Source organism: Microbulbifer maximicatervae (SeqCode) (assembly GCF_052467815.1).
In genome coordinates, this window is record NZ_CP174326.1 from 4370134 (window position 1) to 4389143 (window position 19010).

Here is a 19010-nt window from a genome sequence, read left to right on the forward strand (position 1 = left end):
TGAAAACTAACTTTCAATCTATCTCGCTGTCTTTCAAATTTGGTCAAAATTTTATGTTATTTGAAAATACAGAGGAATCATTCGGTAAACGGGAAGTATGCCGGGAATAAATTTCATAACATTGAACTAGCCCAGCATTTCCGCTACTGAAAATTCAATGAATGAAGAGGAATACAAATAGATCGAGCGTTCTGGAAGCTAGAAGCGGAAAGCGGAAACCACTGGGGAAAAATCGGTCACAAAAGAAGTGGCATTGAGAAGAGATGCAGTCGGCACAAAATGCCGACTGCATTTAAATCTATTTATGTACAACTACACCTTCACCTCTAAGGCGGATAAAGTTGTTTTTCAGCCATACGAATAACTGTGGAATATCTCTACCCATCATTAAATAGAGACAGGGTACTAATAACAATGAAATCGCCGTGGCAGCAAGTATTCCATAGCCCAGCGAGATCGCCATTGGAATCATAAAACGCGCTTGCACCGAGCTTTCAAAGATCATCGGCATCAAGCCGCAGAAAGTTGTTACAGTGGTCAACACAATTGGGCGGAAACGCCGCGCTGCAGCTCCCTTGATAGCACTTTCCAAATCGGCACCATCATTTCGAAGGCGATTGCTGTACTCAATCATTACCAGGGTATCGTTAATCACAACTCCGGCCAGTGCTACCATCCCCAGCAGACTCACCATACTGAGTCCATACCCCATACCTAAGTGACCAAGTAACGCACCGATCACACCAAAGGGTATCGCCACCATTACGATCAACGGCTGTACGTAACTCTTTAAGGGAATTGCCAATAACAAGTACAGCACCGCCATTGCAAGGGCAAAGGTCATCGCCAGGCTTGCCAATCCCTCTCGCTCCTCCGCTTGGCGTCCCTCATACGAAACACTTAAGCCGGGGAATTCAGCTTTCAATTGGGGGACCACACTTTCATTCAGCTCATTAATCACAAGCGTCGCTTGGTCACTGGGCTCCACATTGGCGGTAATTGTTGTAACCCTGCGGCCTGCTCGGCGATTAATCGTGGCATAGGCGCGCCCTTTATCAATTTTTACCAGATCTGGCAGGGGCATCCAAAGTCCATTGCTGGCCCGGATCATAATGCTATTCACATCATTGATATTGGCTCGCTCATCCTCTGGCAAACGCACCATGACCTTCACCTGATCCCGGCCGCGCTGTTGGCGCAGGGCCTCAGCCCCGTACAACGCTGCCCGCAACTGGCGACCAATATCCTCCGCAGACATGCCCAAACTTTTGGCCGTTTCAGTCAGCGTAAGGTCCAACTGGGTTTTACCGAGGGAAATACCGGGATCGATATCGCTGACATTGGGGAATTTCTCCAGTTCATCCCCTAAACGTATCGCAGCTTGCTCTAAGGTATCCGTGTCGGTATGACGAAGCTCCACGGTTAACGAGGAGCCAGCGCCGGGACCGCCACGGTCAGAAGCTGTTGTCGCGCTAAGGGCACCGGCAATGGGTCCCACTTCCTGGCGCCAGGCGCGAATAAACTCACCGGTGGAAAAAGGACGCTCATCTGCGGGAACAAAGAAAGCGTCCACCATAATCGCGTCATCGCCCATCAAACCGCGAATCCCCAGGAAGACCTTTTCTTTATCGTATTGCTCGAGCACCCTATCGGCAGCAGTAATAATCTGCGAGCGCGCTTTTTCCAGCTGGGATTGGGCCGTCCCGGTGGGAAAGGTGACAGCAAAGCGACCGGAGTCACGCTCCACCCTGGGCATCAGGGTGAAGCCCATACGGCCGCTAGCGGCATAACCACCAACCACCATCAGTGCCGCAACTGCCACCGCAATAGTGGTGTAGCGATGCTTGATACATATATCCAGGAAGGGCCTAAATCGCTGCTGTACAAAACGATCCAATCCCCGCGCCAGCATTTTCTGCCGCGCGGCAAAGCGGCGCGCCCGGCGACTTTTATAGCCGCGACGAGAGTGGGCCAAGTGACCGGGCAAAATAAACAGGGCTTCCACCCAGGAAATAATAAATACCGAGCCCACCACAAAGGGAATCACACCAAAGATCTTGCCCATAAAGCCGGGTAAGGCCATCAATGGAAGGAAGGCGACAATATTAGTCAGAATCGCAAATGTGAGCGGCACCGATACCTGCCGGGCACCGGCAACGGCAGCCTCCAGATTGCTGTAGCCTTTTTGTCGCCACTCGTGGATATTCTCACCGGCAATAATTGCATCATCCACCACTATTCCAAGGGCGATAATAAAGGCAAACATACTTACCATACTGATGGAAATATCCAGCCCAGGCAGGAATAGCAATGCCCCCAGGAAGCTGGTAGGAATGCCCAGTGTTACCCAAAAAGCCAACCGCAATTCCAGAAAGGCTCCGAGCACAACAAATACTAATAAGAGCCCAATAAAACCGTTCTTCAGCAGCAGGGTCAGACGCGCTTTGAAAATTTCTGAGTCGTCATCTCGAACTGTCAGGGTCACCCCCGGAGGCAGGCTTGCCCTGACCTCATCAACGACTTCATGGGCAGCCTCACTGACACTCATTGGTGTTTGGTCGCCCACCCGGTAGATCTTGATGCTGATAGCTGGCTCGCCGTTAAACACCATATTGCGCGCTTCTTCCTCAAGCGCATCGCTGATATTGGCAACATCCTTTAAATAAACAGCACCGCCACCAGCGCCCTGGGCAATAACAATATCGCCGAACTCACGAGCCCAATCACGGCGCTCGGTCACCCGAACCAATATCTCCCCCGCATCAGACTTAACGCTGCCGCTGGGAATATCTACCGCTGCATTTTCTACGATGCTTGCCACTTCCAGCAGGGTAAGCCCATAGCGACGCAGGTCATCGCGGCGAATCTCGATCGCCACTTGTAAGTCCCGCATACCCTGTGCTTCCAGCTGGGTAATACCGCTGTGCGCTTCGAGCTTATCGTAAACCTGCATCGCCAACGCGCGCAGGTTTTGCTCGGTAAGATCGCCGTGCAATACGAGGTCCAGCACATCCCGTTTGCGCTCAGCCAGACTGACCTGGGGCTGCTCAATATCTGTGGGGAAAGTGGTAACGGAATCGATAGCCTGCTGAATATTCTGGTACACCAAGGCAGCATCAGCATCGCCTTCCAGCTCCAGTGTCAAAGAGGCACTACCCTCATTGGCCCTCGCGGTCATCTCCTTGATCCCTACCAAGCCCTGTACCGCCTGCTCTGCGGCCACCAGTACACCGCGCTCGACTTCCTCAGGGCTGGCACCGGGATAGGAAATGGACACGCTCACAGTGTCCAGGCTGAACTCCGGGAAAACTTCCTTTTTAACGATGGTCGAAAAAATCAAACCACCGATCAGGAAAACCAGCATCAACAAATTGGCGGTTACATGGTTGCGCGCCATCCAGGCGATGGCGCCCGTGCGGGTATCGACCTTATCTTTGGATCTATTCTGCTCAGTCATCTGCGCCCCCAGCATTGGGTCCACCGGGGCCGCGCCTTGGCGGCCGTTCTGCAGAGGCAGCCGCATCTATCGGCGGACGCTGCTGGCGATTACTGTCTCCGGCAATTCGCACCGGCATACCCTCAGTAACGGTTACCAACCGGGTCGTCACTAAGGCTTCTCCACCGCTGAGCCCCTGCTCCAGGACTGCAAAGTCGCCGCTCATATAGGCCACTTCTACCGGCAGAACCGTGGTGCGGTTCTCGCGAACCACCCACACATTGTTGCCGTCTTGCAACGCAGTGAGGGGGATACGCACGCGCTCATCCTCACTTTGGGAAACGATCTCTACTTTCGCCAGATCGTTGAGAAGCAGCTGCGGCTGAGACGGATCCTGGACGGAAAGCGGGTCTTCCAGCTCTACCAACACACTGGCGAGACGACCCTGCTCTTCCAGTACCGGGATAACCCGGACAAACTCACCGCGGCGGTAGACGCCCTGCGGCCACTGGCTGCCGTAAATTCGAACTTCAACATCACCGCGTCCGAGCCGGTGCAGTTGCGACGCGGGAACCTCAACGGCAATCTGGAAACGGTCGGCACTAGCGAGGCTGTAAAGAGTATCTCCCGGAGAGACGCGATCACCGACGTCGGCATCACGCTCAACTACCAGGGCATCAAATGGGGCGCGAATCTCGGTAAGCCGAAGATCGCGTTTAGCCAAGGCCACATTTGCCTCTGCGGATTTTACTGCCGCCTCTGCTGCAGCTCTCTGAGGCTCGCGCAACACCAGAGCCTTATCCGTTCCAGACAGGGCTGTGCCGAGAAGCTCGTATTCCTCTTGAGCAACTTGCTGCTGTCCTTGCTCCTGCTGCAATTCAGCACGGCGTTCGGCGAGGGTGCTCTGGGCCGTCATCAGGGCCAACTGGTAGGGCTCCTGATCAATACGCAACAGCACCTGCCCTTTTGGCATTACGGCTCCGGGGCCCAGATCATAATCGAGCCACTGCACCTGCCCCTGTACTTGGGGCTCCAACTCCGCTAACTCACGGGCACTCACTTTACCCAGCGCGCTCAGGGTCACAGGAAAACGACCCTGCTCAGCAACGGCTACATCGACTGTCGGCGGTGGCGATTTGCGCTCACCGCGACTGACCGACGGTTTTTCCCGCATCATCCAGTTGAAGGCCAGGAATGCCAACACCACCAAAATTATGGGGATCAGCAGGCGCCAATTGAGTTTCTGCAACATCAGTTATTTCCCTCCAGGTACAACTCCAAATCCACTGGCTCGGGGGCTGGAAGATCCGCCTGGGGGATCCCGCCGGAAAGCGCGCGGTAAAGTACTACTCGGTTTTCAATCAGTTCGCGCTCGGCAGACAAGATTTGTCGCGCCAAACTCTGTTGTTCACTCGTCGCGGTCAACACATTGAGGAAGTCGATGGTCCCCCGCGCATAGGCGCGGCTTTGGCGCAGAACCAAAAGGTCTGCGAGACGCTCACGCTCACGTAGATGGTTGAGTCTCCGCTCGATCAGGCTCTCTCGAATCAAGGCCTGCTCTACTTCAGACAAGGCTTCATTGACTGCACTGCGGTAGAGCGCCCAGCGCTCCTGCAGAACGGCGTCCTGTTGCTCCCGGGCTGATGCCAGGGCGCCACCATCAAAAATCACCCCCTCAATAGAGGCTGCGATGGCCAAGAGCCAGTTTTCAGTCACATCACTAATTAAACTGGTGCCATTGCTGGCTACCGCAGACAAACTAAATACGGGCAGTCGATCTGCCCAGGCCTCATCGGCTAAGTGATAGCCCTGTAGAAGGTCTCGCTGCGCCTCAACGACATCCGGGCGGCGCAATAACAATTGCGATGGCACGCCGGTCTCTGGCAGGGCTGGTAATACCGGCAACCCGGCCTGTTCGTGAATAATGCTGCTAAGTTCCTCGACATTGATACCCAAAAGCACCGCTAACTGTACTTTTAGAGTTTCGGCATCCGCTTCCTCCTCATCCAGTTCCTGCTGTGACTGCTGGACCAGTTGCTGTTGCTGCAAAACATCGGCTGCACCTGAGACGCCACGACCAAAGCGCAGTTCCAGAACCTTCAGGCTTTTGCGATTGATCTCCAGCTGTTGTTGCAGCAAATCCCGCTGCCCCCACTGCTCCCGCAACTCCAACCAGGTAGCTGCCACCTCGCTCGCCAGGGTCAGAGCTGCCGTCTGTAAATTCTGTTCCTGGGCCAGGTAAGCCGCCTCTGCAGCACTGGCACCGGCACGAACCCGCCCCCAAAGATCCACTTCGTAGCTGGCGGCGATACGGGTACTCCAACTATTGCCCTCCGCAGAGGGATCGGTGAACTCGCCGGAAGAGTAGCGCTGCTCAGTATTTTCAATACTGGCGGTCAGTCTTGGCCAAAGGCCCGATCGCGCTCCCCGCGCGGTGGCTGCGGCCTGCTCCAATCGCCAATAGGTAGCCTGAATATCCGGATTATCTTTCAGTGCCAGCTGTACCAAATTGTCCAACTGCGGATCTTCCAAATCTCGCCACCAGCGCAAACTCGGTGCGACGGTACCCGATGCACGAAAAGATTCTGGTAACCCTAAATTTTCATCGGGTTGAATGGTCTCAATTGGCTGCGAACTACAGCTGACAAGCAGCGGAACACAAATTGCCAAAATACGGTAAAAGGACAAGGAATATCACCGAAATTAAACGTTTAATCGTAAAAAATAGAGATTTATTGCGTGCATTATCCGCCCCCCAAAATCGCTCGCAATGCGTTTTACTCTTGTTTACAAAGCATACGTAAAATCAGGCAAAAAATTGCTGCCCGCAGGAGTGCCGAAAACCGACTACTTCGGTATGATGCGGCACACTAAACTGAATAGTCATCGGGGTTTGACGCGGAGCTTATCCAAAAAGTCTCCCCTCTGTACAAAGGTGCTCGGCCTTCTTCAGCCGGCCCCCTTGGACGCTCCGGTGGAATTAATAACGGAAGTAGAAGAGACAAACCATGAGTAAACATCAGCCACTCGCCCATTGGGACGATATTTTGCTGCTGGACCAACAGCTGACCGACGAAGAGCGCATGGTGCGCGACACGGCACGTGAGTACTGCCAAAGCAAACTGATGCCCAGAGTTCTCGAGGGTAACCGCCACGAAATCTTCGATCGTGAAATCATGAACGAGATGGGTGAATTGGGCCTGCTCGGTTCCACCATCGAAGGCTACGGCTGTGCCGGTCTCAACTACGTTTCCTACGGCCTGGTGGCGCGCGAAGTTGAACGCGTCGACTCCGGCTACCGCTCCGCCATGAGCGTTCAGTCCAGCCTGGTTATGCACCCAATTTACGCTTACGGCAGCGAAGAGCAGAAGCAGAAGTACCTGCCCAAGCTGGCATCCGGCGAATGGGTTGGCTGTTTCGGCCTGACCGAGCCCGATGCGGGTTCCGATCCCGGCGGCATGAAAACCCGCGCCAAGAAAGTCGATGGCGGCTACCGCATCAGCGGCTCCAAGATGTGGATCACCAACAGCCCAATCGCCGACGTTTTCGTTGTTTGGGCGAAAGATGACGACGATATTATTCGCGGCTTCGTGCTGGACAAGGGTATGGAAGGCCTCTCCGCACCGAAGATCGAAGGCAAGTTCTCACTGCGCGCCTCCATTACCGGTGAGATCGTGATGGACAATGTGTTCGTTCCGGAAGAAAACAAGTTCCCGGAAATTGGCGGACTGCGCGGCCCCTTCGGCTGCCTGAACCGCGCTCGTTACGGTATCTCCTGGGGCGCCATGGGTGCCGGTGAGTTCTGCTGGCACGCCGCTCGCCAGTACGGCCTGGACCGCACCCAGTTCAACCGCCCTCTGGCTCAAACCCAGCTGTTCCAGAAGAAACTGGCTGACATGCAGACCGAAATTACCCTGGGCCTGCAAGCCTCCCTGCGCGTTGGTCGCATCATGGATGAGAACAAGCAGTTCGACCCCACCATGATCTCCCTGGTGAAGCGCAACAACTGTGGTAAGGCACTGGATATCGCCCGTATTGCTCGCGATATGCACGGCGGCAACGGCATCTCCGACGAATTCCACGTAATTCGCCACGTGATGAACCTGGAAGCTGTAAATACCTACGAAGGTACCCACGACGTACACGCATTGATCCTCGGCCGCGCCCAGACCGGCCTGCAAGCATTCGTGTAAAACACGTCTAGTTCGATGCTCACGGTATTTTCCGTGGGCATCGCCCTTATCCCATCACTTCTTATCTGCTTACTTCTACCTCGGCCCCAGGTTGGTAGCACAAAGCCATTAAACTAAAGTTCGGAATAATCACGCAAAAAGGCGGCGCATAGACTGTGGAGCAGTATTAAATTATTACCCACACCAAGCAAAGTACTGCACCGAAAAAAACGTTTGGATTTAAAGTAAAAATAATTTGAGAGCAGGCCAAAACTCACTGTGACCGTTTACGCATCATCGAACCGCGAAACAAGTAAAGACAGCCCTCAGCAATTATTAAACTCTCAATAAAGGTATAAAAAGGAAGTTTTGGGAACCGCGGAAAGCCCAAACAGAGAGCTCAACAAGCTGAATAAAATTATTACCCCTCCCCTAACTTCCCTCCACATCAACAATCTCCTGCCCCGGATTTCGATCATTTAATTTCACTACACAAAGAGCAATACCCAGCAACACAACAAAAGTCGCTACCCACTCAACAAATGTAAGATATTCACCGAGGATAATTGATGAGCCGATTATTCCCACAATAGGAACCAGCAACCCAAATGGTGAAACGCAGGCAGAGGAATAGCGACGAATTAAATCACCCCATAAAATATAACCAACCAATGTCACCATGCACACTTGGTAAACAATTGAAAACCAACTGGCCGTATGCGCCTGAAAAAAGAAAACCCAGGGAGTATGGCTCTCATAAAATATTGACAAGACCAAAAGAGGTACCGGCGGCACCAATGAAGCCCAAACCATTAAATGAAGTAAGTTAACACCTGGCATCCTGCGGAATACGATATTCGCTATCGCCCAAGACAGCCCCGCCCCCATAATAAGGATAAATCCCACTATCGTTGTCGACCCACCTTTATCGGCATAGTAGAAGAATACAGAGAACCCTACAGCCGCTATTACCAAACCCAAGCACTGCTGCATATTTATCTTATCGCCAAACAGCATTGCGAATAGCAATAGGGTGAATGGCACCTGCGACTGCATAAGCAGTGACGCTACACCCGCTTGAATATCGGCCTTCATGGCGTAGTACATCAACCCCAGAGAGAGAAACTCTAAGAAGAAACCGAGCGCAACAACATTGAGGATCGAGGTCTTGGGGAATGGACAAAAGAAAACCAGAGGAACAGCGACGAGGGTGAAGCGAACCGAAGCCAATAACATTGGCGGGAAGTCGGCCAGCGCCACCTTGGTTATCGGGTAATTCAGTCCAAAAATTGAGACTGCCAGCAAAGCCAACAGTATGCTTTTATACGGCATCTCTACAGCCAGTGAACAATGGACGTAACCAAAGGGTAGCAGCCTCCATTACTCTTCTGCGCCTAATGGGCCCTTGGTCATTGTTTCAATAGCTCCCTGGTACCGATCTATTGCGGCGCCTCACACTTCTCACCAGTAGATCGCTGCTCAATTCCCTTTGCGTAGACAGAAGTGCTATTCTCCCCTGCCCGCCAATCTCTGGATGTAACGATGATATGGATGAGCTGCTGCACTGGTTTGAATTGATCGGTATCGCGGTCTTTGCCTTCAGCGGCGTACTCGCCGCCGGCCACAAACAGATGGATTTATTTGGTGCCGTGGTACTCGCCTGCGTCACCTCTATTGGCGGCGGCACCGCCCGGGACATTATTCTCAACGTCCCTGTATTCTGGCTTGACCACACCTATTACCTGTGGATCGCCTCAATTACCGGTGTAGTAAGCTTTTACCTGATACGCTATCTAAAGGTCCCTATGCGCCTGCTAATGGTGGCAGATGCCATTGGACTCGCCGTTTTTGTGGTGCTCGGAACCCAGAAAGTACTAGAACTGGGCTATTCCGCGACCATCGCAATCGTGCTCGGCGTAATGACCGGTACTTTTGGCGGGGTGATTCGGGATGTGCTGTCCGGTGACATTCCACTTTTACTCCGGCGAGAGATCTATGCCACCGCTGCCCTTACCGGTACGGCCATACTCGTTGCCTTGGACAATGTAGGGTGGCTACCCCATGAGCTAGTGGTGGCTATTGCTGTATTTGTGACCTTAGCGATTCGCCTCGCGGCATTGCGCTGGAATATCTCCGCGCCAGTGGCACGCTTCGGCAAGCACTGACCCACTCAAAGGTCTGAAACCATAAACCACTATTTAGTAGCAGTCACAGGAATAATCTAAGTGCAAAAAGCCCGATTGCGCATTCTCCTCATCATTCTCTTTTCCATGGTGATTGGAGCCTGTGAGCGCTCGACAAACTCTGCTCAAACCGGTCAATCCCCGCAAAAACAATACGCTCGCCTGGTAGCAAAGCCCTGCTGGTTCAAAACCGATGAAACCTGGCCTTTCACCCAGTGTTTCATGATGGAGGTGCCGGAGAATTATGCCCACCCAGAAAAGCGCAAAATCCGCTTTCCGGTAGTGCGCTTCCGCGCCACAAACCCCGATCCCAAGAAAATCCCCCTACTCCACCTAGGCGCCGGAGGCCCCGGAGCCAGCATGGGGTTAGAGCCCGAGAACGCCAGCGATTGGTTGTGGCTTAACTATGCCGCCATGACAGTAGAAGACGGCCGGGATCTTTTTGTTATAGACCCCAGGGGCACCGGTATGGCCCAGCCACGCCTCACTTGCAGCGAGTTTATCGAAGATGCCGATACCGCCTTCCGGCGCAACCTGTCTCCGGAAGAAGAGGCCCGTGTTTTCTCCTTCAGTATGGAGCGCTGTTACAGTCGCCTGAGCAAAGGTGCCGACTTGGCCCAGTACAACAGTTCTGTGATCGCCAGGGATGTAGAAGAGCTGAGAAAAACCCTCAAACTCGATAAATTCGATCTCTACGGGGTGTCCTACTCCTCCCGCTACGCCCTGACAGTGGCCCGCGACTTCCCGGAATCAGTGCGCACCCTGGTGCTTAACAGCGCGGTCTTCCCCAATATCGTCTACACGCAGCAGCTCCCACAGGACTCCCTGGCTGCCTACGAACGCGGCCTGAAGCATTGCATCGAAGACGAGAAATGTAACAGTCGCTATCCCAATTTGCGCCGCAGGCTGGAAAACCTGATCCAGACCTTAGACGAAGAGCCGCGCACCATTCCGATCAAGCACCGCTACTCAAAACAAAGCTATCCCTTTGTGCTTACTGGACAGCGCTTGCTGAGAGTTCTATTCCAGGCGCTGTATAACGAAAACTTCTACAGTGAACTGCCCAAGATGATCGAAGGGCTGGAAAATGAGGGCGATGAAGGTCTACAGCCAGCCCAGGATGCCATCGCACACTTTATGGAGATCGTACTGGACCCCTACTTTGGGGATGCAGCCGGCGTTAGCCACTTCTGCTATGAAGAGGCTCCCTTTGTCGATTTTGATCAGGCCAGGGCCAACGCTGCAGACACCGGCATTCTCGGCGGGGCCGTGCGATCAGATTTAAATTTGTTGCAGCTACAATGCCGCATCTGGGCAATCCCCTCTGCTCCTCTCACTGAGTCAGAAGCCATCTCCACCCCAGTTCCAGTGATAGTGTTACACGGCGGCCTGGATCCGGTACTGGCCGCAGATGATGTCGATATCGCACGCAAAGAGCTACCGAATCACCAATGGCTGCTATTTCCCAACCTGGCTCACGATATTATTTCCGCAAGCAACTGCGCGGAGCGGGCAGTAGCGCGCTTTCTCGACAACCCTGCCGAAGATCAAACCGAAACCACCATGACTTGCCGCAAAGCGGAGCTGGCAGACCAGATTTCCACCGAAGAAGAGTCTGAGTCCCAGCAAGAAGCCGAACAACAGGCCGTTGAACCCCAAGCAGCAGAGGTCCCTGCCCCGGAAAGCGGCCAATAACCAAAAACAACAGCTGAAGTTACACGACAAAAGCGGTATCAAGGATTGAGGAGAGGCCGATGGAGAGCAACAACAACCCCGCCCTGATTGAAGTTGCGTATTTGGTAGAGCTCAAAAAGACCGGCGAACCCGTAATATTGGACTGCCGCTATAGCCTGGCGGATCACGATAGTGGTGAGCGGGACTATCGGGCTGGCCATATTCCCGATGCCCATTACGCCTGCCTGCACCGTGACCTCTCTGCCCCTGTGCAACGCTACGGCGGCCGCCACCCAATGCCGAGCGCTGCACAGTTCCAGGACTACGCTCGCAATCTGGGAGTCGATAGTGGCACACAGGTAATCGTCTACGACGACAACCGCCTGGGTTTCGCCGCCCGTGCCTGGTTCCTGTTTTTCTTCTTTGGCCACAAGAAAATCAGCATTCTGAATGGCGGTCTAAAAGCCTGGCTCGATGCAGGGGAGGATTTGGACACAAGCGAGCCCACTCTATCCAAGCAAGGAAACTTCAGCGCACAACCAAAAGAAAATCTTTTGGTTCATTACGAGACTATCAAACAAAACCTGGATAAAGCACCCTGGCAGTTAGTAGACGCCCGGGACAGTCAGCGCTTTGAAGGAATTGAAGAGCCTATCGACCCGATTGCCGGACATATACCTACCGCCATCAACCAGCCCTGGCAAAACATAACTGACAAAAACAATGGCAAAGTGAAATCTATTGCCGAACTTAAATCACAGTTTGGCAACTTGGCAGATGGTAAACCACTTCTCAATTACTGCGGCTCCGGAGTTACTGCCTGCGTTAATTTCTATGCACAATATTTAGCTGGTCGCCACGACTCACTACTCTATCCAGGGAGTTGGAGTGATTGGTGCGCACATCAGTAAAAGAAAAAATCAGAACTCCTTAGCACACACAACTGTCAAGAGGTCATTTAAGTAGATACAGCGTACTTGTCCAAACTATATGGCTATAAGGTAACGAGGCCAAAAAAGATAAGAGACAGAGCCCGGCATGAGGGTTAGCGATCGGGAGTACGCCCCTAAAAAGCTAGAAGAAAAACCCAAATATAATAGCTAAATTTAAATTCAGCCCACACTCAAAAAATTCTCAGCCGACTAACGTAAATACTTTGGTAAAAGAATCCGCAGCTATAGCCATCACACCAAATGTGAAATTATTCTTCTCATTACAATGAATACTTTTGGTACATACATTAGAAAATATCTCAGCCCTCACCAAGCGGAATAAAGCGGATAACCCACACTGCGCCTTCCTCCAAGCATCTCTTGATACTGCCAATGATATTGTAATATTTTATCGCCACTCGAGATTGCGAACAATTATCAAAAGCCTAATGGAATATTCTTTTTACCAAGCCTGTGCAACAAATTGAACTACCAGACGCCTCTAAAATCAGTATGCCTCTCAGTTCCGAGATCTATTAACAGATGATAGAATGCAGCCGTTTTGAACATGCCATTAAAATTTATAGATCATGCTTTCAGCGGCAAAAGATGGCTACACAGGTCTCAGGAGAGTAACCCGAACTGATACTTACGTACCAATTATTGTCGGCATCAGCTTATGGGAAGAACTGGCTGGGAATTGAAATAACTGTGTTTGCCTTGCCAGATTCTAATATCTATAGGTCTCAATCATAAGGAGATTAATCGTGAGATACAGGAAAGCATAGCTTTACATCATTCAGAAGAAAGGGGGTGGTTAGTGCATGCACCCTAAAATTAGTAAGTAAAGGCACCTGACATCACAACCTTAACTAACTCTGGTTGTGTAGCAAGTGCATTAAGCGTTATGTGATATGAATAACACGCGTAGTATATTCTTTAAGTATCTGTCATTTTTAAGCATATTATTCCCTTCCATTTGTTTTTCGGGTAATTACTTACCTTTAAATAGCAGTTGCGATGGATTCCCTAAAGTTGCTGTAGGTAGTATTAAAGGAACCTGTATTGGGATTGTCAGTCAGTTCTCAGGTTTTAAGAAGCCCCGTAAAGCGATCCAATTGGGCAAGCGCAGTCTCCTTATAACCGATATGGGCGGATGGTCCGAGGGTAAGGGAATCCTCTGGCTCCTTGAGTCCTCTGATGATCATTTAAAAGGAAATGTCACAGTTACCCCTCTGTTGCATGGGCTCAATATGCCTCACGATATTGAGATGGACCCCAAGGGACGTATTTTAGTAGCAGAGACTAATCAGATTCGTCGGCTAGAGTTAGTAGACAACCAAATTGTTTCTGATGAGGTAATAATTGGAAATTTACCTCACAAGGATTCGCTGCATCCTTTAAGTAATTTCGTTCAACTACCTGACAACTCACTGTTAATTAACTTTGGCTCAAGAACTGACCAGTGTGAGCGTCATATAACGGATGGTAAGTGTAATGAGCTAGACGAGAACGGTCTCTGGCAATACAGCTATAAAAATTCTACCGATAGCTACTCCGCAACAGGAAGACAAATTGCAAATGGGTTAAGGAACTCAATGGCCCTGGTGGCCCACTCTTCCGGGGTAATACTACAGGCAGAAAATAGCAGTGATGTGAAGGATGCTGATGAGCCCTATGAGGAAATCAATATAATCAGGGAAGATGGATTTTATGGCTGGCCCTACTGCCTGAATGAAATGTTTGATCAAGGCAAAATCAAAAATGGCTGCCATGTCAAGAACTACCACCCTCCCTATACACTTCTACCTCCCCATGTCGCCCCACTAGATATGCTATATAGCCAATCCAGTAAAATACCAGCGTTAAATAATAGACTTTTAATGAGCTGGCATGGGTACCGTGTGGTAGGTAATCGGTTGGTTGCCTATGATATCGATCATAATGGGCTACCCGTTTTAACCGACAAAGTATGGTTTAACCGTGACCCTATCGCACCAAGCACAGAGTGGACACGCCATCCATTTGCCCCCCAGGGAGGAATGTCACAACAAGCTCAACACATAGAAATTATCACTAACTGGAATCAGGTACATAACCTTCGCCCCGAAGGCGCACCGGTTGGCTTAGTTATGCTTATGGATGAAACATTATTAATCGTCGATGACAAAAATAGAGCTATTTTAAGGCTTGCTACTGGAGAGTCATATATAAGTGAAGAGCCTATTACTGACGACGATGACATTGACGCTGAAGCTATGGCCACAATTTTGGACAAGCACCCGAACCTTAAAAATACCCTAATTGAACACTGCGCCTCATGCCATGAAGATATAGCTAAATCACCGGAAAAGCTGTTAAACAACACCAGCGGCTGGCTTAAGCCTACAGATGGAGTCATGAATATCGAACTAGCGCTATTCAACCCTGTTCGCCCAATGCCTCCATCATCCACAATGAGCAAAGAACAAAAACAACAATTGATCAATAGCATTAAGTCTATTTTTGATTAACTGTTTCCGCGAACACCTAAGAGAGGCGAAGATATAACCATAAACCCAGGGTCTGCATTTCTTATTGCGAACAACATAAAATATACGCGACACTAAGAAATGTAACCCTTTGGCATTCGGAAAAAGCACCTTAGGAAATCAGTTAAACTTGACAATAACAGGCAACTATGAACCTTTGCCTTTGGGCAGTTATACCAACTTAACAGAACAGTAACAATATACACTTTTGAAAAAAATTGCAGCAAAAGGGAGTTTAAGACCTTGATTAGTTCACCCACAAAATGGGAATACAAAAAAGAAACCCAAAAAGTCACAGGCGACATTGACAACTCAAACGCTAGTATTATTGTCAATGTAGCAAAAAATTCCCCTGCAGATAGTATTGGATTAAAGAAGGGTGACTTTATCCTCAGCTTCAATGGGGAACCATTGATAGCTCAAGATGAAATTGACTTAACCTACGGTAGAGGAACTGTGAATTACCGCTTTTATTCACGCGGTGATCACACAATATTAAATGTCAAAGCATCCCCAGTCCCTCTCGGGGTTATTACTGAGCCGAGTTCAAATTATATCCTAAAGGAGTTAAAGACTGGCAGCTTCCCTGGCTGGGAGGGATTTCGCTTGCTATGGAAACGCAGAGATTGAGAGAGACTGCTTGAAGCAAGCGAGGCCACATATTCAGACACAAGTATTAGCCGAATAATTAGAAAAGCATTTAAGAATTTCGGGAAAAATGCTGGAATGCTTTATAAAGGTGCATCACTTTTTGAAACAAACAGGGAAGAAGAAGGTATCCATCTAATTTCTGACTTCATCGACAATCAACTATCAAGCTATGAAACATTTGAGCATGCCATAGCCTATTTTTATGCCTCCAAGTGGTGTGAACTGAGGGGGGATAAGGAAGGTATGTAGTGGTCTAATCCTTCCGGACACTTCGTTAAGATGGTAAAACTACCTAGCGAGGTGAAGTATGACAACAAAAGGTACACGCCGGAAATTCAAGCCGGAGTTCAAGAAAGACGCCGTAGCTCTTGTCTCAGAACAAGGGTATTCGATTTCCAAGGCCGCAGAGGCTGTAGGAACCACTGCTAACAATCTGCGACGCTGGATAAAGGAGCTGGAGCAGGAAGAGAGCGGAGTAAGGTTGGATTCGGGCGAACGAGCTGAACTGGATCAACTGCGACGTGAAGTAAAGCAATTGCGGATGGAGAAGGAAATCCTAAAAAAGGCCAGCGCCTTCTTTGCGAAAGAAATGAAATAAAGTACGAATTTATTAAAAAGCAGCAAGGTAGCTTTCCAGTTAGAGTGCTCTGCCGAGTAATGCAAGTAAATAAGAGCAGCTATTACGAATGGTGTCGTCGTAGTGATAGCCCAATAGATGGCCAGATTTGGCAACTATGCCATCGATTGAAGGCCTTATTTGCAGAATCTCGTGAGAGTCTCGGAAGCCGTCGGTTAATGAAGCTGTTGCGCAAAGAAGGCTTTGAAATTGGGCGTTATCGAGTCCGCAAACTCATGAAAAAGCTCGGCTTGGTTGTAAAACAGAAGAAGCGATTTACACTAACCACAAATAGCAAGCACCAACTGCCAGTTGCTGAGAATCTTCTAAATAGGGATTTCTCACCGAGTGCTAAAAATCAAGTTTGGACTACGGATATTACCTATATCTGGACTTTGCAGGGTTGGTTATACCTAGCAGTGGTAATTGATCTTTATTCACGCCGGATTGTTGGCTGGCACTTAGACCGCCAGATGGAGACGGCCCTGGCAAGTCGTGCACTGGTTATGGCTATCAATTTGCGCACCCCAACAAAAGGTCTGCTGCATCACTCTGATCGAGGTAGCCAGTATGCCAGCCATAGCTACCAAGCGCTACTAAAGCAGCATGGAATGGTGTGCTCAATGAGCCGCAAGGGAAATTGTTGGGACAATGCACCTACTGAGCGTTTTTTTAGTAGCCTGAAGCGGGAATGGTTAACAGGAAACCTCTATCCGACAAGGGAGGGTGCGATAACAGACGTGAGGGCCTATATTGCGTATTACAATTCACGCAGGATACATACAACACTGGGGGACGTAACCCCTATCGAATTTGAAAAATGTGCTTAGGAAAGTGTCCGGTTGGAGTTGACCACAACAGTATTGAACACTGGCTGTTAGCCTCAGATAGAAGCAATGCTGGTGAGTTTGAGAGAATCTCTCAAGAAACTTACCTGAAAGGATTTGATCCAGCTCCCAAGAGGTATAAATGGATAAATAAAGAATTTCCGAGCAGCTATATTCTTGAAAATATAGGTAGCGGGGGTACCACCTCTCTTACTGAGTCATTGGCGAGACTAGATGCCAGTCAACTTTTACCCGTTTGCGTGATGCCATTCTATCGAGGTAATGGACCTTACAATGATGCACTAGGCTGTTATGGAAGTATGTTTGAATATATTTCCGATAAAATTGCTCCTATGCACGTCATTTTGGATTCTCCTAAAAAAGAAGAAGGAGAAGAATGGCGCTACGAAAATGAGGAAAAACTCATCAATAATGGCGTTCCTTTTGAACTCCTATATGATCCGGAAAGTTCGATTTCTAAATCTCTAGATCTTGAGTATTCACCAGTATTTTACCTTCTAAACCAGGAAGGTTTTATTGTTTATGAGGGCGCGCTCAGGAAGGCCTATGACTATTGGGACACACTAGTGGCCCATGCGGAAATTAATGTAACTAATGGCGAACCGTCCGTGTAATGTATCTGTTATGCGTACACCTAAATCATTTCAAGTTTCTGATAGTGGAGTATCCACTCTGAGCGAGTGGTGCCGATCAACAACCCTTTCAAATGGACAAGTAATGCGAGCGAAGATAATTCTTCAGCTCAACGAAGGCATGCCTCCTACAGATGTAGCTACTGCACGGAGAACGCCACCGAAGACCGTTGATCGGTGGAGAAGCAGTTTTGAGCAGGAAGGTATTGAAGGTCTGCATGAGCGTGCTCGTAGTGGTCGGCCAACCCTTATCGAGAAGGGCATAATCACTCTTGAGAGCGTGGATTGAACGAAAATACGAATGGTCTACTGAGACGCTTCTCCCCGAAAGGTATGAAAATTGACAAGATACCCAAAAGCCATATTGACGATGCAGCATTTCGAATAAACACTCGTCCAAGAAAGGTTCTAAATTACTTGAGCCCACTAGAATTTCTAGCGGGTAGGCGTGTGTCATTTATATTGGCAACCTAGGATTTAATAACAGCCAAATACAGGGAAGTAAGTTCAGAGAAGGCAGGAAAAAGACAGAAAAGTGAAGTGGAAGTAACTGTGTTCAGCATCACAAAAACAGGCAGCAGTCACCGCGCCGCCTGCTTCTGCAATCTATCAATTCTTAGTCGTGCATTGGGTTGCGAAGAATTGGGCAAACAGCGTCTTCATTCTTAGCCATATACTGCTGGTGGTATTCCTCGGCATAGTAGAACGGTTGAGCCATGCTGATTTCGGTAGTGATTGATCCACGATCTTTGGCATCCAGCGCTTCCTGCACAGCTGCCCTGCTCGCTTCCGCCTCCTGTTTCTGACCTTCGTTCAAGCAGAAAACACAGGAACGGTACTGGGAACCGATATCGTTACCCTGGCGCATACCCTGGGTTGGGTCATGGTGATCCCAAAAGATCCGTAGGAGTTCTGCATAGCTCACCTTTTTGGGATCAAAGATCACTTTCACCACCTCTGCGTGCCCGGTACGGCCGGTGCAGACTTCATCGTAGTTCGGGTTTTCAGTGGCGCCATCGGTGTAGCCAACGGCAGTGGCAAACACACCATCCGTATCCCAGAACACATGCTCTGCGCCCCAGAAGCATCCCATACCAAAAATGGCGACTTCCAGGTGCTCGGGGAATGGCTCTTTAATGGTGTTGCCATTTACAAAGTGGGTGCCACTGATCTCCATCGGCTGGGGCCGGCCGGGCAGCACCTGGTCCGCATCGGGTATCTGAAATTTGTCGTATTGCATACTGTTTTCTCAAGTGCAGGTATTTTCTTTTGTCAGGATAGCTCGAAGGCGCTTATCCTCCCAGATCAAGTAATATTAATCCGCGAATCACGTAG

The 19010-nt window shown here is 50.0% G+C and carries 15 protein-coding genes and 1 pseudogene; 11 read left to right on the forward strand and 5 right to left on the reverse strand.

Going from position 1 to position 19010, the window contains the following annotated elements:
• Positions 1-298: 298 nt before the first annotated feature.
• The 3 genes from ACJJIW_RS18900 to ACJJIW_RS18910 are packed head-to-tail and all read right to left on the reverse strand — an operon-like array spanning position 299 to position 6124.
• A complete protein-coding gene (locus tag ACJJIW_RS18900) occupies positions 299-3457 on the reverse strand; it encodes an efflux RND transporter permease subunit (protein ID WP_444936063.1) in 3159 nt (1052 codons plus the stop codon).
• On the reverse strand, positions 3450-4688 hold the full coding sequence (locus ACJJIW_RS18905) for an efflux RND transporter periplasmic adaptor subunit (RefSeq protein ID WP_282932538.1): 1239 nt from the start codon (positions 4686-4688) through the stop codon (positions 3450-3452). Before ACJJIW_RS18905 ends, ACJJIW_RS18900 begins: the two co-directional genes overlap by 8 nt.
• Positions 4688-6124 carry an efflux transporter outer membrane subunit gene (locus ACJJIW_RS18910; protein WP_444936064.1) on the reverse strand — a complete coding sequence of 479 codons (1437 nt, stop codon included), beginning with the start codon at positions 6122-6124 and terminating at the stop codon, positions 4688-4690. The genes ACJJIW_RS18905 and ACJJIW_RS18910 overlap by 1 nt, the downstream gene beginning before the upstream one ends.
• A gap of 320 nt (positions 6125-6444) precedes the next feature.
• Here ACJJIW_RS18910 and ACJJIW_RS18915 point away from each other — a divergent pair, with 320 nt between their 5' ends.
• Entirely contained in the window at positions 6445-7629 is a 1185-nt protein-coding gene (locus ACJJIW_RS18915; protein WP_282932536.1) for an acyl-CoA dehydrogenase, read from the forward strand.
• Between the two features lie 411 nt (positions 7630-8040).
• Here ACJJIW_RS18915 and ACJJIW_RS18920 read toward each other — a convergent pair whose 3' ends face one another.
• Positions 8041-8940: an EamA family transporter gene (locus ACJJIW_RS18920; RefSeq protein WP_282932535.1), complete on the reverse strand. Its 900-nt coding sequence runs from the start codon at positions 8938-8940 to the stop codon at positions 8041-8043.
• A gap of 215 nt (positions 8941-9155) precedes the next feature.
• On the opposite strand from ACJJIW_RS18920, the gene ACJJIW_RS18925 reads away from it, so the two are divergent.
• The 10 genes and pseudogenes from ACJJIW_RS18925 to ACJJIW_RS18970 form a co-directional block, all read left to right on the forward strand.
• Positions 9156-9773, forward strand: a complete 618-nt coding sequence (locus ACJJIW_RS18925; protein WP_282932534.1) for a trimeric intracellular cation channel family protein — start codon at positions 9156-9158, stop codon at positions 9771-9773.
• A gap of 60 nt (positions 9774-9833) precedes the next feature.
• The gene (locus ACJJIW_RS18930; protein ID WP_282932533.1) at positions 9834-11486 is read left to right on the forward strand and encodes an alpha/beta hydrolase; all 1653 of its coding nucleotides are present in this window, start codon (positions 9834-9836) and stop codon (positions 11484-11486) included.
• Positions 11487-11545: 59 nt separating this feature from the next.
• Positions 11546-12376: a sulfurtransferase gene (locus tag ACJJIW_RS18935; protein ID WP_444936065.1), complete on the forward strand. Its 831-nt coding sequence runs from the start codon at positions 11546-11548 to the stop codon at positions 12374-12376.
• A gap of 935 nt (positions 12377-13311) precedes the next feature.
• Positions 13312-14910, forward strand: a complete 1599-nt coding sequence (locus tag ACJJIW_RS18940) for a PQQ-dependent sugar dehydrogenase (protein WP_444936066.1) — start codon at positions 13312-13314, stop codon at positions 14908-14910.
• A gap of 261 nt (positions 14911-15171) precedes the next feature.
• Positions 15172-15558 carry a PDZ domain-containing protein gene (locus ACJJIW_RS18945; protein WP_444936067.1) on the forward strand — a complete coding sequence of 129 codons (387 nt, stop codon included), beginning with the start codon at positions 15172-15174 and terminating at the stop codon, positions 15556-15558.
• A gap of 96 nt (positions 15559-15654) precedes the next feature.
• Complete coding sequence (locus ACJJIW_RS18950; RefSeq protein ID WP_444936068.1) at positions 15655-15828, forward strand: hypothetical protein; 174 nt, start codon at positions 15655-15657, stop codon at positions 15826-15828.
• Positions 15829-15886: 58 nt separating this feature from the next.
• Positions 15887-17025 (forward strand): IS3 family transposase gene (locus ACJJIW_RS18955; protein ID WP_282932108.1). Its coding sequence is split into 2 segments (ribosomal slippage): positions 15887-16136 and positions 16136-17025, totalling 1140 coding nucleotides; the frame shifts between segments, so codons are not numbered across the junction.
• Positions 17016-17657 carry a peroxiredoxin family protein gene (locus ACJJIW_RS18960; RefSeq protein ID WP_444936069.1) on the forward strand — a complete coding sequence of 214 codons (642 nt, stop codon included), beginning with the start codon at positions 17016-17018 and terminating at the stop codon, positions 17655-17657. The genes ACJJIW_RS18955 and ACJJIW_RS18960 overlap by 10 nt, the downstream gene beginning before the upstream one ends.
• Positions 17658-17760: 103 nt before the next feature.
• Positions 17761-17964 (forward strand): helix-turn-helix domain-containing protein, encoded by a 204-nt coding sequence (locus tag ACJJIW_RS18965; protein WP_444936070.1) that lies wholly within the window; start codon positions 17761-17763, stop codon positions 17962-17964.
• A pseudogene (locus tag ACJJIW_RS18970) lies at positions 17952-18149 on the forward strand (IS30-like element ISVsa7 family transposase); the annotation flags it as partial. The gene ACJJIW_RS18965 and the pseudogene ACJJIW_RS18970, both read left to right, overlap by 13 nt.
• Before the next feature lie 142 nt (positions 18150-18291).
• Here ACJJIW_RS18970 and msrA read toward each other — a convergent pair.
• Entirely contained in the window at positions 18292-18915 is a 624-nt protein-coding gene (msrA, locus tag ACJJIW_RS18975) for a peptide-methionine (S)-S-oxide reductase MsrA (RefSeq protein WP_282932528.1), read from the reverse strand.
• Positions 18916-19010 lie beyond the last annotated feature (95 nt).

What these genes read in the sequence shown, in the direction of transcription:
- ACJJIW_RS18900 (WP_444936063.1), bottom strand. Translation starts at nt 3,457, where the DNA reads ATGACTGAGCAGAATAGATCCAAAGATAAGGTCGATACCCGCACGGGC.
- ACJJIW_RS18905 (WP_282932538.1), bottom strand. Translation starts at nt 4,688, where the DNA reads ATGTTGCAGAAACTCAATTGGCGCCTGCTGATCCCCATAATTTTGGTG.
- ACJJIW_RS18915 (WP_282932536.1), top strand. Translation starts at nt 6,445, where the DNA reads ATGAGTAAACATCAGCCACTCGCCCATTGGGACGATATTTTGCTGCTG.
- ACJJIW_RS18920 (WP_282932535.1), bottom strand. Translation starts at nt 8,940, where the DNA reads ATGCCGTATAAAAGCATACTGTTGGCTTTGCTGGCAGTCTCAATTTTT.
- ACJJIW_RS18925 (WP_282932534.1), top strand. Translation starts at nt 9,156, where the DNA reads ATGGATGAGCTGCTGCACTGGTTTGAATTGATCGGTATCGCGGTCTTT.
- ACJJIW_RS18935 (WP_444936065.1), top strand. Translation starts at nt 11,546, where the DNA reads ATGGAGAGCAACAACAACCCCGCCCTGATTGAAGTTGCGTATTTGGTA.
- ACJJIW_RS18940 (WP_444936066.1), top strand. Translation starts at nt 13,312, where the DNA reads ATGAATAACACGCGTAGTATATTCTTTAAGTATCTGTCATTTTTAAGC.
- ACJJIW_RS18950 (WP_444936068.1), top strand. Translation starts at nt 15,655, where the DNA reads ATGCTTTATAAAGGTGCATCACTTTTTGAAACAAACAGGGAAGAAGAA.
- ACJJIW_RS18960 (WP_444936069.1), top strand. Translation starts at nt 17,016, where the DNA reads ATGTGCTTAGGAAAGTGTCCGGTTGGAGTTGACCACAACAGTATTGAA.
- ACJJIW_RS18965 (WP_444936070.1), top strand. Translation starts at nt 17,761, where the DNA reads ATGCGAGCGAAGATAATTCTTCAGCTCAACGAAGGCATGCCTCCTACA.
- msrA (WP_282932528.1), bottom strand. Translation starts at nt 18,915, where the DNA reads ATGCAATACGACAAATTTCAGATACCCGATGCGGACCAGGTGCTGCCC.